General features: G+C 28.2%; 17 protein-coding genes. All 17 read left to right on the top strand.

Features of this window, described 5'->3' with window-relative positions; all coding sequences use genetic code 11:
- Nucleotide 1 precedes the first annotated feature (1 nt).
- The 17 genes from purE (at nucleotide 2) to VJI95_RS00800 (ending at nucleotide 15,138) form a co-directional block, all read left to right on the top strand.
- Nucleotides 2-481: a 5-(carboxyamino)imidazole ribonucleotide mutase gene (gene purE / locus VJI95_RS00875; RefSeq protein WP_323999107.1), complete on the top strand. Its 480-nt coding sequence runs from the start codon at nucleotides 2-4 to the stop codon at nucleotides 479-481.
- Nucleotides 482-496: 15 nt separating this feature from the next.
- The gene (gene purM / locus VJI95_RS00870) at nucleotides 497-1,522 is read left to right on the top strand and encodes a phosphoribosylformylglycinamidine cyclo-ligase (protein WP_323999106.1); all 1,026 of its coding nucleotides are present in this window, start codon (nucleotides 497-499) and stop codon (nucleotides 1,520-1,522) included.
- 17 nt (nucleotides 1,523-1,539) lie between these two features.
- On the top strand, nucleotides 1,540-5,208 hold the full coding sequence (locus VJI95_RS00865) for a phosphoribosylformylglycinamidine synthase (RefSeq protein ID WP_324009902.1): 3,669 nt from the start codon (nucleotides 1,540-1,542) through the stop codon (nucleotides 5,206-5,208).
- 98 nt (nucleotides 5,209-5,306) lie between these two features.
- Nucleotides 5,307-6,755 carry an amidophosphoribosyltransferase gene (gene purF, locus VJI95_RS00860; RefSeq protein ID WP_323999103.1) on the top strand — a complete coding sequence of 483 codons (1,449 nt, stop codon included), beginning with the start codon at nucleotides 5,307-5,309 and terminating at the stop codon, nucleotides 6,753-6,755.
- Between the two features lie 18 nt (nucleotides 6,756-6,773).
- Nucleotides 6,774-7,397 (top strand): phosphoribosylglycinamide formyltransferase, encoded by a 624-nt coding sequence (purN, locus tag VJI95_RS00855; RefSeq protein WP_324009901.1) that lies wholly within the window; start codon nucleotides 6,774-6,776, stop codon nucleotides 7,395-7,397.
- Nucleotide 7,398: 1 nt separating this feature from the next.
- Complete coding sequence (purH, locus tag VJI95_RS00850) at nucleotides 7,399-8,928, top strand: bifunctional phosphoribosylaminoimidazolecarboxamide formyltransferase/IMP cyclohydrolase (RefSeq protein ID WP_324009899.1); 1,530 nt, start codon at nucleotides 7,399-7,401, stop codon at nucleotides 8,926-8,928.
- A 9-nt stretch (nucleotides 8,929-8,937) separates the two neighbouring features.
- Nucleotides 8,938-10,179, top strand: coding sequence for a phosphoribosylamine--glycine ligase (purD, locus tag VJI95_RS00845; protein WP_324009898.1), 1,242 nt, complete (start codon nucleotides 8,938-8,940; stop codon nucleotides 10,177-10,179).
- A 101-nt stretch (nucleotides 10,180-10,280) separates the two neighbouring features.
- Complete coding sequence (gene rpsF / locus VJI95_RS00840) at nucleotides 10,281-10,565, top strand: 30S ribosomal protein S6 (protein WP_323999099.1); 285 nt, start codon at nucleotides 10,281-10,283, stop codon at nucleotides 10,563-10,565.
- A 12-nt stretch (nucleotides 10,566-10,577) separates the two neighbouring features.
- A complete protein-coding gene (locus VJI95_RS00835; protein ID WP_004833474.1) occupies nucleotides 10,578-11,030 on the top strand; it encodes a single-stranded DNA-binding protein in 453 nt (150 codons plus the stop codon).
- 20 nt (nucleotides 11,031-11,050) lie between these two features.
- Nucleotides 11,051-11,275 carry a 30S ribosomal protein S18 gene (rpsR, locus tag VJI95_RS00830; protein WP_004833472.1) on the top strand — a complete coding sequence of 75 codons (225 nt, stop codon included), beginning with the start codon at nucleotides 11,051-11,053 and terminating at the stop codon, nucleotides 11,273-11,275.
- 71 nt (nucleotides 11,276-11,346) lie between these two features.
- On the top strand, nucleotides 11,347-11,766 hold the full coding sequence (locus tag VJI95_RS00825; RefSeq protein WP_324009897.1) for a hypothetical protein: 420 nt from the start codon (nucleotides 11,347-11,349) through the stop codon (nucleotides 11,764-11,766).
- Nucleotides 11,767-11,856: 90 nt separating this feature from the next.
- Nucleotides 11,857-12,084, top strand: a complete 228-nt coding sequence (locus tag VJI95_RS00820) for a helix-turn-helix transcriptional regulator (RefSeq protein WP_323999097.1) — start codon at nucleotides 11,857-11,859, stop codon at nucleotides 12,082-12,084.
- A 106-nt stretch (nucleotides 12,085-12,190) separates the two neighbouring features.
- Nucleotides 12,191-12,517: a DUF6442 family protein gene (locus VJI95_RS00815; protein ID WP_324009896.1), complete on the top strand. Its 327-nt coding sequence runs from the start codon at nucleotides 12,191-12,193 to the stop codon at nucleotides 12,515-12,517.
- Between the two features lie 65 nt (nucleotides 12,518-12,582).
- On the top strand, nucleotides 12,583-12,852 hold the full coding sequence (locus tag VJI95_RS08010; RefSeq protein ID WP_323999095.1) for a hypothetical protein: 270 nt from the start codon (nucleotides 12,583-12,585) through the stop codon (nucleotides 12,850-12,852).
- Between the two features lie 18 nt (nucleotides 12,853-12,870).
- Entirely contained in the window at nucleotides 12,871-13,077 is a 207-nt protein-coding gene (locus VJI95_RS00810; protein WP_324009895.1) for a helix-turn-helix transcriptional regulator, read from the top strand.
- 155 nt (nucleotides 13,078-13,232) lie between these two features.
- Nucleotides 13,233-14,507, top strand: a complete 1,275-nt coding sequence (hflX, locus tag VJI95_RS00805; RefSeq protein ID WP_324009893.1) for a GTPase HflX — start codon at nucleotides 13,233-13,235, stop codon at nucleotides 14,505-14,507.
- A complete protein-coding gene (locus tag VJI95_RS00800; RefSeq protein ID WP_324009892.1) occupies nucleotides 14,497-15,138 on the top strand; it encodes a YigZ family protein in 642 nt (213 codons plus the stop codon). The genes hflX and VJI95_RS00800 overlap by 11 nt, the downstream gene beginning before the upstream one ends.
- Nucleotides 15,139-15,213 lie beyond the last annotated feature (75 nt).

The raw sequence follows: 15,213 nt of genomic DNA, 5'->3' as shown, positions 1-15,213 counted from the left end.
TATGAAAGTAGCTGTTATTATGGGTAGTATTTCTGATAAAGATATTGCTAAAAAAACTTGTGATATTTTAAAAAAATTTGGAATAGAATACGATGCAAGAGTTATCTCCGCTCATCGTTCTTTGGATTTTGCAATAGATTTTGTTAATAAAATGGAAGAAAATAATATTGAACTAATTATTGCATTTGCGGGTAAGGCTGCACATTTAGCTGGTGTTTTAGCTGGGATATCAACTGTACCTGTTATTGGAGTACCTGTTAAAGCTTCAACACTTGATGGATTAGATGCTCTACTTTCTACTGTTCAAATGCCTAAGGGAGTGCCTGTAGCGACAGTAGCAATAGATGGAGCAGAAAATGCAGGTATTTTAGCCGCACAAATTCTTTCATTGAAATATGATGAATTAAAAGTTAAACTTAAGGAATATAAGCTTGAGATAAAAGAACAAGTAAAAAAAATGGACAATGATTTAGATATATAAATGGAGGATATTCTAATGGCATTAACATATGAATCAGCAGGAGTAAATAAACACGAAGGGTATAATGAAGTAAATTTGATTAAAAAATTTATAAAAAATACTTACACAGAAGGAGTTCTTTCAGATTTGGGTGGTTTTTCAGGACTTTTTGAACTTAGAAAAGATTTAAAAAATCCCGTTTTAGTTTCTGGAACTGATGGAGTTGGAACAAAAGTAAAATTAGCTCAAATGATGGATGTACACAATACAGTTGGAATAGATTGTGTTGCGATGTGTGTTAATGATATCTTATGTCAAGGAGCTAAACCTCTGTTTTTCTTGGATTATATTGCTACTGGAAAACTTGTTGCAGAAAAAATGGCAAGTATTGTTGAGGGTGTTGCTGAAGGATGTATTCAAGCAGGAAGTGCTTTAATTGGTGGAGAAACTGCTGAGATGCCTGGAATATACAAAGAGGAAGATTATGATATTGCTGGTTTTTGTGTAGGAGTTGTTGAAAAAAATAAAATAATTGATGGTAAGAAAAATGTAAAAAAAGGCAATGTTATTTTAGCACTACCATCTTCTGGGGTTCATAGTAATGGATTTTCTTTGGTAAGAAAGATAATATTTGATTATAAAAATTTTTCATTAAATGATACTATTGAAACTGGTAAAAAGCTAGGAGATGAACTTTTGACTCCAACTAAAATTTATGCAAAAGCAATAGTTAAATTGTTAGAAAAATATAATGTTAATGGGCTTTGTCATATAACTGGTGGTGGACTTTATGAAAATGTACCAAGAGTTTTAGGATATGATGTTGATGCTAAAATTTTTGAAAAAAATATTCCTCAAAAGGAAATATTTTCACTTCTTCAAAAATGGGGAGAAATTTCAAAAGAAGAAATGTATGGAACCTTTAATATGGGAATAGGAATGTTAATTTTTGTAGAAAAAGAAGATGTAGAAGGAATAAAATGTTTATTTAAAGAAATGAATGAGGAAATTTACGAAGTTGGAGAAGTTGTAGAAGGAAATTCTAAAGTTATTTTATGTTAGTAAATTTTGGAGGAATTATGGATAAGAGAATTTTTATTAAGAAGAGGGATGGATGTAATAAGGAATCTTTGGATCTTAAAGATAATTTAAATATAGAATATAATTTAGGAATAAAAGATTTAGAGATTTATATTATATACGATATTTACAATGTCAGTGAAAGAACTTATGAATTAGCTAAAAATTCAGTTTTTTCAGAAATAATGATTGATGAAGTAGTTGAAGATATATTACTTCAAGATGGAAAATATTTTGCTTATGAAACATTACCTGCTCAATATGATCAAAGAGCTGATAGTGCTGTTCAATGTGTATCTCTTTTAGATAATAATTCAAAAATTACTGTAAGAAGCGGAAAACTTATAATTTTTGATAGAGTTTTAAATGAAGATGAATTGGAAAAAGTAAAAAAATATTTGGTTAATCCTATTGAATCAAGAGTTAAAGATATGAATGTTTTAAGTTTTTCAATGAGTTCAGAAATGAAAAAAATGAAAGACTTAACAGGCTTTTCTTCTTTTTCAGAAGATGAATTAGTTGCCTTAAAAAAAGAAATGTCTTTAGCGATGAATATTGAGGATTTGGTTTTCATTCAAGATTATTTTAAAAAAGAAGAAAGAACTCCTACTGAAACTGAAATTTATGTTTTAGACTGTTATTGGAGTGATCATTGCAGACATACAACTTTTGAGACTGTTTTAGACGATATTAAAATTAAATCTAATCTTTTCCAAAAAGAAATGCAAAGTGCTTTTGATACTTATTTAAACATTAGAAAAGAATTAAATATTACAAAGCCTATAACTCTAATGGATATGGCAAGTATATTCGGTAAGTATCATAAAAAAGTATTAAATAATCAAAATATAGAAGTTAGTGAAGAAATTAATGCTTGTTCATTCTTTACTGATATTGAAAATAACGGAAAAACAGAAAAATGGTTAATTCAATTTAAAAACGAAACACATAATCATCCCACAGAGATTGAACCTTTTGGTGGAGCAAGTACTTGTGTTGGAGGAGCTATTAGAGATCCGTTGTCAGGAAGAAGCTATGTTTATCAAGCAATGAGAGTAACGGGTTGCGGAAATATTTTACAAAGCAGAGAAGAAACTTTGGAGCATAAATTACCTCAAGTTGATATTTCTACAAAAGCTACAAGCGGTTATTCATCTTATGGAAATCAAATTGGATTGGCAACAACTTTTGTAAAGGAGATTTATGATGATTCTTATGTCGCTAAACATATGGAAGTTGGAGCAGTTGTTGGAGCGGTTAGATATGGAGACTTTAAAAGAGAAACTCCCGTTAAAGATGATATTGTAATCCTTATTGGAGGAAGAACAGGTAGAGACGGTATTCAAGGTGCAAGCGGTTCAAGTTTAATTCATACAAATGATTCTCTTGAAACAGCATCAAGTCAAGTGCAAAAAGGAAATGCAATTGAAGAGAGAAAGATTCAAAGATTATTTAGAAAACCTGAAGTGACAAAATTGATTAAGAAATGTAATGATTTTGGTGCGGGTGGAGTTTGTGTTGCGATTGGAGAATTATCTGAAGGAATTGAAATTCATTTGGATAAAGTTTTATTGAAATATGAAGGGTTAAATCCGACAGAAATTGCAACTAGTGAGTCACAAGAACGTATGGCAGTCGTAATTTCGCCAAGTGATTATGAAATTTTCATAAAAGAATGTGAAAAAGAAAATATAGAATATTCTAAAGTAGCAACTATAACTGATAGAAGAAGACTTGAAATGTATTATTATGGTGATAAGGTTATAGATTTAAGTGCAGACTTTTTGGCAACAACTGGAGTAAGACAACATTCAAAAGCAGTATTATGCGACAATAGTGGAGATAATCCTTTTGAAAATAAGGTTATTTCTAAAGAAAATATATTAAATGAATTATCTTCTTTGAATGTAACTTGTCAAAAAGGAATAGCTCAAAGGTTTGACGCATCAATTGGTGCGACAACTGTATTAATGCCTTTTTCAGGTAAAAATCAATTAACACCTGTTCAAGCGGGAATTCAGGTACTACCTACAATTCATTCAACAAGTGATACAGCTACAATTTTGAGTTACGGATTTATTCCAAAGATATCTCGTTACTCTCCGTTCTTATCAGCTATTTATGCAGTTTTAGAATCAGTTGCTAAAGTTTATGCTGTTGGAGGAGATAAAAGTAATTTATATTTTTCATTCCAAGAATATTTTGAAAAACTTGGGAAAGATAGTAAAAAATGGGGAAAAGTTACTCAAAGTTTACTTGGGACTATCTATGCTCAAAATGAGATAGGATGTCCAAGTATCGGTGGAAAAGACAGTATGTCCGGAACATTTAATGACTTAAATGTCGTTGAAACTTTGATATCTTTTGCATGTACTCCTGTTAAAATTAAGAATGTAATTTCTCCGGAATTAAAAACAATTGGCGACTATCTATATTATGTTCCTGTTGTAAAAAATTCAAAAGAATATCCTGAAATTAAAGAAACATTGAAAAATTATGAACTGATAAATGAATTTATAAAAGCTGGGAAAATTTTATCTGCATATGTTCAAGAAGAAGGTAGTGTAGTAAGTTCTCTTGTGAAAATGGCAGTAGGAAATGGTTTAGGTTTCACAGTTAATAAGGAAAATATCTTAAATTTTGATCCTGCATCAATTATTGTAGAATCTAATTATGAATTACCTTTTGAAAAAATTGGAATGGTCAGTGAAAAAATTTCCATAAATGGAATTAAATTTGAATATGATGAAATTTATAATGCTTATACGAAGACATTAGATAAAATTTATCCTTTATATCAAAATTTAGATCGTGCAAATTGTGAAAATTTGTCTAATGACAAAACTGAAAAAAGATATTATAAAGAATATGTTGAAAAAGTAAATGTCTTAATTCCTGTATTTTCAGGAACTAACTGTGAATATGACGTAGAAAAAGCATTTATAGATGCGGGCGCTTCGACAAAAATTGTTATATTTAGAAATAAAAAAGAAGATGACATTGAAAAATCAATTGAAGATTTTGTAAATGGAATAAAAGATTCTCATATTATAATGATACCAGGAGGATTTTCAAGTGGAGATGAACCTGATGGAAGTGCAAAGTTCATAGTAAATGTTTTGAAAAATGAAAAAGTGAAAAATACAATTCATAAACATTTAGATGACAAAAAACTAATTTTAGGTATTTGTAACGGATTTCAAGCGTTAATTAAATCAGGACTTATCCCTTATGGAAGAATAAAGTCTTTAACTGAAGATGATTTGACATTGTATAGAAATGATAGTTATCATCATATTTCAACAAGTGCCATAACTCGAGTTGCAAATGTAAATTCTCCCTGGACTCAAAATTTTGAAATTGGACAATTGCATGAAGTTATGTTCAGTCATGGTGAAGGGAAACTTGTTGGAAGGAATATTGAGAAATTTAAGGATTTATGTGCTTTTCAATATTGTGATTTTGATGGCAACGCGAGTTGCAATGGAAAATTTAATCCTAATGGTTCTTTATATGCCATTGAAGGCATGATAAGTAAAGATGGTTTAGTTTTGGGGAAAATGGGACATAGTGAGCGTTATGGAACAGGTTTATATAAAAATAAAACTATAAAAGGAATTCAAAGTATTTTTGAAAATGGTGTAAATTATTTCAAGGGAAATAAATGATATTAAACTTTTATATTTGAGTATAGAAAAATAATTTCAATGTAAAAACAGTGAGGAAATAATTGATTATTATTAAAAAGTTTTAAGGAGAATGACAGATGCGTAGAATTAATGAAGAATGTGGAGTTTTTGGTGTTTGGAATCATAAGGATGCTTCAAAGTTAACATATTTTGGACTTCATAGTTTACAACACAGAGGGCAAGAAGGAGCAGGAATTATTAGTTCTGATGGAGAAAATTTATATAGTTATAGAAATTTAGGATTAGTTTCTGAAGTTTTTAAAGATAAAAATCTTCTATATGGTTTAATTGGAAATTCTGCAATAGGACATGTAAGATATGCAACAGTAGGAGACAATAGTGTAAGAAATATTCAACCATTTTTATTTGATTTTTATGATATGAGTGTTGCTATTTGTCATAATGGAAATTTAGTAAACGCTAAAAGTTTAAGAGTAAAATTGGAAAAGAATGGAGCTATTTTTCATTCTTCATCAGATACTGAAGTATTAATTCACTTAATCAGAAGGAGTACAAAAGAAACTTTTAAAGAAAAGTTAAAAGAAAGCTTAAATATAATTAAAGGAGGATTTACTTATTTAGTTTTATTAAAAGATACTTTATATGGTGCAGTTGACCCTAATTCTTTAAGACCTCTTGTTATTGGTAAAACAGAAAATGGAACTTATGTCATGGCAAGTGAAACTTGTGCAATAGACAATATAGGAGCTGAATTTGTTTGCAATGTAAAAGCTGGGCAATTGGCTATTATTGATAAAAATGGTCTTAAAATTGAAAATTATACTACTCCTGATAGGATTTCTATTGCTGCAATGGAGTATGTTTATTTTGCTAGACCTGATTCCAATATAGCTGGTGTGAATGTTCATACAGCAAGAAAAAATGCAGGTAGAACTCTTGCAATAGAATGCCCAACTGATGCAGATATTGTGGTTGGAGTTCCTAATTCTTCACTTTCTGCAGCTAGTGGTTATGCTGAAGAAAGTGGTTTACCATATGAAATGGGATTAATTAAAAACCAATATATTGCTAGAACCTTTATTCAACCAGCTCAGGAGCTTAGAGAACAAGGGGTCAGAATGAAATTGTCAGCAGTAAAAGGAGTTGTTAAAGGGAAAAGAGTTGTTATGGTTGACGATTCTATAGTTAGAGGGACAACTTGTAAAAGAATTGTAAAACTTTTAAAAGATGCAGGAGCTTTAGAAGTTCATGTAAGAATTGCGTCGCCACCTCTTGCTTTTCCTAGTTTTTATGGAATAGATATTTCTACTTCTGGAGAACTTATTGCTGCTAATAAGACGTTGGAAGAAATAAGGGATGTAATTGGAGCTGACTCATTAGGATATTTAAGTGAACAAGGACTTGTGGATTCTATAGGTCTTAAGTTTGATGAACCATATAACGGCTTATGTATGGACTGTTTTAGTGGAGATTATCCTGCGGGGTTATATGATTATGAGGAAGATTTTAAAAATTCTTTAACAGATATTCAAAGAAGCATTTTAGAAAGAAAAATAAATAATTAATTTGAGGGGCGGTAAATTATGTTAAATATAGCTGTATTTATTTCTGGTGGAGGAACAAATTTACAATCCATAATTGATGCAATAAAAGAGAAAAAAATTAATGGACAAATTAAATTGGTTTTTTCAAACAGAAAAAACGCTTATGGACTAGTAAGAGCACAAAATGAAAAGATTGATACATTTTATTTGAATAGAAAGAATTTTTTTAGCAATGAAGAATATGACGAGGGAATACTTGAAGAACTGAATAGAAAAAATATTGATTTGATTGTACTTGCAGGATATTTGAATATTTTATCTTCAAAGTTGGTTTCAAAGTATTCAAATAGAATTATTAATATTCATCCATCTTTAATTCCTTCTTTCTGTGGAGATGGATTTTATGGAGAAAATGTTCATAAAGCAGTTATAAAATCAGGTGTCAAATTTACCGGAGCTACTACACATTTTGTTGATGAAAATGTAGATGCCGGAGCAATAATTTTACAAGATATTGTTCCGATTTTTGTAAATGATGACTTTGAAACTGTTGCTAAAAGAGTTTTAGAAATAGAACATAAAATATTGGTAAAAACAGTAAAGGCATTTTGTGATAATAAGATTGTTTTTAAAGATAATAGAGCATTCATAGTGGAGGAATAAGATGTCAAAAAGAGCATTAATTAGTGTTTTTGAAAAAGAAAATATTGTTGAGTTTGCAAGTGAACTTGTAAAATTAGGATGGGAAATTATTTCAACCGGAGGAACTTATAAAATTTTAAAGGAAAGTGGACTTGATGTTATTGAAGTTGATGAAGTAACCAATTTTAAGGAAATTCTAAATGGTCGTGTCAAGACTTTACATCCTTTTATACATGGTGGAATTTTATATAAACGTAATGACCAAAGTCATATTGAAACAGTTGATAGACTTGGTATTTCTTCAATAGATATGGTTGTAAACAATTTATATCCTTTTGAAAAAGTTTTAAATAGTAAAAATAAAACACATGAAGATTTAATTGAAAATATTGATATCGGTGGACCTTCAATGATTAGAGCGGCTGCTAAAAACTATAATGATGTATCTATTGTTGTTGATCCTAATGATTATTCTGAAATTATTGAAAGATTAAAGGAAGATAAATTGGATAAAGAATTTAGATTATATTTATCAACTAAGGCTTTTAATTATACTGCATATTATGATGCCTTGATTTCATCTTATTTCAATGATTTATTAAATATTGATTTTCCGGAAAAACTCACAATGACTTATAAAAAATTTAATGATTTAAGATATGGAGAAAATCCTCATCAAAATGCTTGTTTTTATGAAAAAGTATATGTTAAAGATGATGAAAAAACAGAATTTAAACAATTACATGGAAAAGAATTGTCGTATAATAATTTAACGGATATGTACTCAGCTATTAAAATTGTAAAAGAATTTGATGACCCATGTGTAGTCGCGGTTAAACATAATAATCCTTGTGGACTTGCAATTTCAGAAAATATTGATGATGCTTATGATAAGGCTTATACTTGTGATTCAATTTCGATTTTTGGAGGAATTATCGCTTTAAATAGAGAAGTAACAAAATATATTGCTGAAAAGATAAATAGTTTTTTTGTAGAAATTGTAATTGCAAATAAATTTTCTAAAGAAGCCCTTGAGATTCTAACTCAAAAGAAAAATATTAGATTAATTGAAGTTGGAAATATTTCAGATTTTAAACTTCCGAAAACTACAGTTAAAGAGGTTTTAAACGGTATTGTTGTTCAAGAATATGATGATATTTTACTTAAAGAAAATTTAAAATTCGTTACAAAGAGAAAGCCAACTGAAGAGGAATTGAAAAATTTAATTTTTGGGTTTAATGCTTGTAAAACAGTTGCTTCAAATGGAATTGTAATCGTAAAAGATAATGCTACTATTGGGATAGGTCAAGGGGAAGTTAGACGCTCTTGGGCAGTTGAAGAAGGTTTAGAAAGAGCTAAAGAAAATCTCAAAGATGCAGTTTTAGCATCAGACGCATTTTTCTTTGAAGATACCGTTGAATTATTAAAAGAAAATGGAATTAAAGCAGTAATTCAACCAGGAGGATCTATAAAGGACGAGAATGTAATAAAATTATGTGATGAATATGGTATAGCAATGGTATTTACATCTACAAGGCATTTTAGACATTAGGAGGAATTTATGAAAGTTTTGGTTATTGGTAATGGTGGGAGAGAAGACGCTATTTGCAAAAAAATATCTGAAAGTAATAAATGTACTGAACTCTTTTGTTCAAAGGGAAATGCAGGTACTCTTAGATATGCTAAAAATGTTGAATTAAATACTAACGAAGAAATCTTAGAGTTTTCAAAAAATCATAATATTGATTTAGTAGTTGTAGGACCTGAAGCTCCACTTTGTGAAGGGATTGTTGATTTGTTTAAAGGGAGTAGTATAAAAATTTTTGGTGCGGATAAAAAAAGTGCAAGACTTGAAGGCAGTAAAGACTTTGCAAAAGAATTTATGAAAAAATATGGTGTTCCAACTGCAAAATACAAAACTATTAAATCAATTGAAGAAGGTAAAAAAGCTATTGAAAAATTTTTATATCCAATTGTTATAAAGGCTGATGGACTTTGTGCGGGGAAAGGTGTTAGAATTTGCAATACTAAAGAAGAAGTTTTAGAGTATTTCAAAGAACTTTTTGAGGATAAAATTTTTGGAAAAGAAGGGACAACAGTTGTTATTGAAGAATTTTTAAAAGGGAGGGAAGCTTCTTTACTTTGTTTTGTATCTAAAGGAAACTTAATTCCTATGGAAAGTGCAAGGGACTATAAGAGAATTTTTGAAAATGATGAAGGTGAAAATACAGGTGGAGTAGGTTGTTATTCGCCAAGTGAATTGTTTGATGAAGAACTAAAATTAAAAATCGAAAAAACTTTAGAAAAAATTTCAAATGGGTTGAAAAAAGAAAATTTAGAATACTCAGGGATACTCTTTATTGGATTTATGATTTCTGAAGATGCTAAAGTTTTAGAATTTAATGTAAGATTTGGAGATCCAGAAACAGAGGTTATTTTACCTAGAATGGAAAGTGATTTACTCTTAGCTATAGAAAAATCTCTAGATGGCAGTTTAAAAAGAGAAGATTTAAAATGGAAAAAGGAAAAATGTTTAACAGTTATTTTAACTTCCAGAGGTTATCCTAAAAATTATGAAAAGGGAAAAGAAATATTTGGAATAGATTCTGTTGACAAAGATATTTATGTTTATCATAATAATACTAAGGTTAATGGAAGTAAATTATTGACTGATGGAGGTAGAGTTTTATCGGTTACAGCACTTGGTATTAGTTATGATGAAATAAGAGAAAAAGTTTATAGAAATATTGAAAAAATATCATTTGAAACAAAACAATATAGAAAAGATATTGGAAGAATATAAAATTATGTAAAAAACTTTACATATATATTTTTTTATGATATAATGTACCGGTAAATCCTTGCTCGATAAAAAGAGCCAGAGACCATAAGGAGGTGAATTTAATGAGAAAATATGAAGGAGTTTTTATTTTTAAACCAAATTTAGAAGATGAAGTAAGAAATCAAGCTTTTGATAAGATTAAAGCAGCTATTGAAGCCAATGGTAATATTACTGAAATTAACGAATGGGGAAATAGAAAACTTGCTTATGAAATTAACTACATTAAAGAAGGATATTATATTATAGTTAATTTTGAAGCAGCTGTTGAAGTAGTTGCAGAAGTAGAAAGAAGATCAAGAATATCTGATGCTATCATTAGATACATGGTTGTTAAGCAAGAAGCTTAGTGGAGGAACTTTATGAATAGTGTAATTTTAATAGGAAGATTAATTAAGGATCCAGAATTAAGATATACTCAAGCATCTGGTAGTAGTTATGCCAGATTTACCATTGCAGTAGATAAGGGAATGTCTAAAGAAAAGAAACAAGAATTGGAAGCTAAAGGTCAACAAACAGCTGATTTTATAAATATAGTTGTTTGGGGTAAACAAGCTGAAAATTGTCAAAAATATTTGCAAAAAGGTAGAAATGTAGCAATTCAAGGAAGACTTCAATCCGGAAGCTACACTGCTCAAGATGGGACTAGAAGATTTGTCACAGAGGTTTGGGCTGAAAGAGTTCAGTTTATTGACTGGGGAGATAGAGCTCAAAAACCTGCTGCAACACAAGGATTTGGTTCATTTGATACTGGAATGGATGATGGATTTGATTTACCTTTTCAAGATGCATCAGATGAAGAAATTCCATTTTAATTATTAAAGGAGATAAAAATATGCAAAGAAAATTTAGACCAAGAAAAAAAGTTGTTGCATATTTCTCAGATAACAGTAAACCACTTGATTATAAGGATGTAAACACTCTAAAAAAATTTATTAGTGAAAGAGGTAAAATTTTACCAAGAAGAGTGACTGGTGCTACTGCTAAACAACAAAGAGAAATTACAGCAGCTATTAAAAAAGCTAGACAAGTTGCGTTATTACCATATAGTGCAGAATAATTTGTAATTAACGGGAGAGAAATCTCCCTTTTTTATTTTAATAATAGCAGTTAATATTGTTAGGAGAAGTAATGAATACTAAAAAAAGAAATTTATTTATAATTGCTGGATTGTTATGGCTATTTGCCGGAATAATGGTTATGAATGTTGGAATACCATTTCTAATTAATGATGATAAAATATTTTTATTTGGTTTATTAGGAGCAATCACTATATTTTTACTATTTTACATAATGATATTTTCTAAATATGTACATAAACACAAAAATAGAATTTTAAATGATAAAAGAGGGCTAATGAAAATTTGGGAGTTTTTAGATAAATCAAGTTATATTTTGATGTTTTTTATGATGACTTTTGGAATGATATTAAGATTTAGCGGACTTTTACCAAATTTTTTCTTTGAATTTTTTTATTCTGGCTTAGGTTTTGCATTGTCATTAAGTGGACTTTCCTTCTTGTTTCTAGCTTATAAATATAAAGATATTTAAATAAATTGACTTTTAAAACTTTTAATGATAAAATTAGGTTGTAATTAGATTATTTATTTGGAATATTGTTTATAATAAAGAGGTGAGCTTATGAATAAAAAATTATCAGAGAAAAATAATGTTGAAAAGTTTAGAGTTGAAAAGGAACTTTCTCAAAGAGAATTGGCCAATTTAATTGGAGTTTCAACTGAAACAGTTGTTTCAATAGAAAATGGAAGTTTTATTCCGGACATAAAACTTGCTCTTACCTTATCTACAGCATTAAATAAAAAATTTGGAGAGATTTTTTTCTTCAATATTGATTGTGAAATATTTTAATTAAAATACACTCGATAGAGTGCATTTTTTTTGATAGCATTGACAAGTATACTTGTCAATGCTATAATTTACTTGACAATAAAACTTTGCAAAAGGAGTGGTAACTATGAATAAAGAAGAAATACTTAAAAAGAGCAGAAATTCGAAAAATAATGAATATTTTGATAGTATTGTAAATAAATATTTACGTACTCAATCTATAATTGTTTCTTGTTTGTGTATAATGTTAGTATTCTTTAATTTATATATTGGTAAGGGATATTTTGAGTTATTTGCTATATTATTATCAATTCATGTAGTTTTAAATTTTAGTTTGTATAAGTACTATTCCAAGAAAATGTATTTATATTTCTCTGGAGTTTATTTATTAATATCTTTAAGTTATCTAATATTATATATCGTTAGTGAGCTTAAGAAAGTTAATATTTTATAGGAGGGAAATATGAATAAAGAAGAAATACTAAAAAAAGTAAAAAATAGAATTGTATTGCTGATGAAATGAAAATAGATGTTGATCGTAGAGAGAAAGAAAATGGATACTTGTTTTTAAAAGTTGTACTGATTATTTTATTTATATTTTCGTCAATTGAACCAAATTGTTATGGTAATTCATTTGTAAATCCATATTTATTCTCATTTTTGTTATTTATTGGAGTTACTTCACAACTTTTAATAAGATACTATTATTATAAAAAAATCAAAGACCTGATTTTAATTCTATTTTTTATTTTTTTAGTTATATTATCTGCTTGGTTATGTTATATTTAATAAAAATAAGAGGTTTTTATGGATGAAGAGTTAAAATTAAAAAATAATTTAAAAAATGTTAGGGTTGAAAAAGGTATGTCTCAGCAAAAACTTGCTGATTTAATAGGAGTTTCAAGAAATACTATTAGTTCTATTGAAACGGGACAATTTAATCCAACTGCAAAACTTGCCTTGATTTTGTGTGTTACTTTAGATAAAAAATTTGAAGAATTGTTTTATTTTTAAAAGATATGTTTTCGTTACATATCTTTTATTGTGAAACAACAAGGTTCCCGGCAAACCACCCGATGCGAAGCGTCGTGGAAGGGTGGGGTTCTTATTTGTTTTTATATATTAATTTATGATACAATTAAAACAATAATAATAATAAAGGAGTTTTTATGAATCAAAAAGTTATTACTGTTACTGTAAATATAGATATGGATGAAAAGACTTTAGAAGATAAAGTTAATGAATTAGAAAAATTAGTGCAAGCTTTGGATGGAGAAGTAGTTTTAAGTTTGACTCAAAATAAGTCATATATCGATAAGGCTTTTTATGTTGGAAAAGGAAAAGTAAATGAAATTAAAGATTATTGTGAAAAATTGGATGCTGAATTTGTAGTTTTTAATAATGAATTAACAGGTTCTCAAGTGAAAAATCTTGAAGAAATTATAGGTATTAGAGTTATTGACAGAACAAACTTAATTTTAGATATTTTTAATGAAAGAGCAAGAACAAAGGAATCAAAGCTTCAAGTTAAACTTGCAAAATTAAAATATACCTTACCTAGATTATCAGTACTAAGAAGTGGTTTTTCAAGACAACAAGGTGGAATTGGTGGTAAAGGTATAGGTGAACAACAAATAGAATTGGATAGAAGAACTATCAATAGAGAAATTGCAAGTATCACTTTACAGCTTAAAGAGATTGAGAAAAATAGAAATGAAATTAGAAAAAAGAGAATTAATTCAAAAGAGCCAATTATTTCTCTTGTTGGATATACAAATGCTGGGAAGTCAACTTTGATAAATAAGTTGATTTTGTATGGTAAAGATGAAAATTCTGAAATTAAAGAAGTTTTTGTTAAAGATATGTTGTTTGCTACATTGGATACTTTTGTTAGAGAAGGCTCACTTTTAAATGGTTCAAAAGTAATGTATGTAGATACTGTAGGATTTGTTTCTGATATTCCACATAATTTAGTTGAAAGTTTTAAAGGAACACTTGAAGAAATAACATTTTCAGATTTGATTTTACATGTTGTAGATATTTCTAATGTTAATGTTGATGAACAAATAAAAATAACAAATGATATGATAAAAAAACTTGAATGTGAGGATAAAAATGTAATTTATGTTTTCAATAAAGTAGATAAATTAACAGATGAAAATGTTAAATTGCAATATGCAAATTTTGAAAATAAAATATTTATAAGTGCAAAAAAGGATGAAGATATAGTTTTACTTTTAAAAGAAATTGAGAAAAACTTGTTTTCATCATTAGTAAAAACAAGACTGTTGATTCCTTATGATAAGCAAAAAATTATGAGTAATATTTTAAATGCTTATAAACCAGAGTTTGTTGAACATGTTGAAAATGGTAGCTTTTTAGAAGTTTTTTTAAAAGCAGAAGACTATTCAATTTATAAAGGATATGAAGTAAATGGAAAATAACGAAATTTTTTTAAGTATTCATAGTAATCAATCATATAGTTTTATAATAAATAAATCGGAATTTATCGGACATGCTTTTTATGTTGAAAGTGTTGCTGAGGCAGAAAAGTATATTTCTGAAATAAGAGAGAAATATAAAGACGCAACGCATAATTGTTTTGCATATATTATCGGGATAGAAAAGTTAATACAAAAATATTCTGATGATGGAGAACCGTCAGGAACTGCAGGGATTCCTATGCTTGAAGTTTTAAGGAAAAAAGACATAACTAATTGTTTGGTAATTTCTACGAGGTATTTTGGGGGAATTTTGCTTGGAGCGGGTGGCCTTGTAAGAGCATATACTAAATCTACAGTTGGAGTATTAGAAGAATCAAAAATTGTAAAAAAAGAACTTTTTTATAATATGGATATAATTTTAGACTATGTTTTTTGGGGGAAAATTGAAAATATTTTTAAAAACTTTGGGTTAGAAATTTTAAATATAGAATATCTTGAAAAAGTTAGAATAAATTTGTCTGTAAAAAAAGAAAATTTTGAAATGTTAAAAAATATTGTGATTAATGAAACATCAGATAATTGTATTGTTAAGATTAATGGAGAAAATTATTGTTCAGTATTTATTGAATAATTTATAAACGTTTTTATGTATATTCTAAACCAATGCTTATACACATCTTATTTTTTTATGAAATTTACATTTTTA

It is taken from the genome of Parvimonas sp. C2, from assembly GCF_035282405.1.
GTDB lineage: Bacteria > Bacillota > Clostridia > Tissierellales > Peptoniphilaceae > Parvimonas.
Note: the sequence above shows the minus strand (reverse complement) of the source record. Positions and strands in the feature narration are given on the sequence as shown.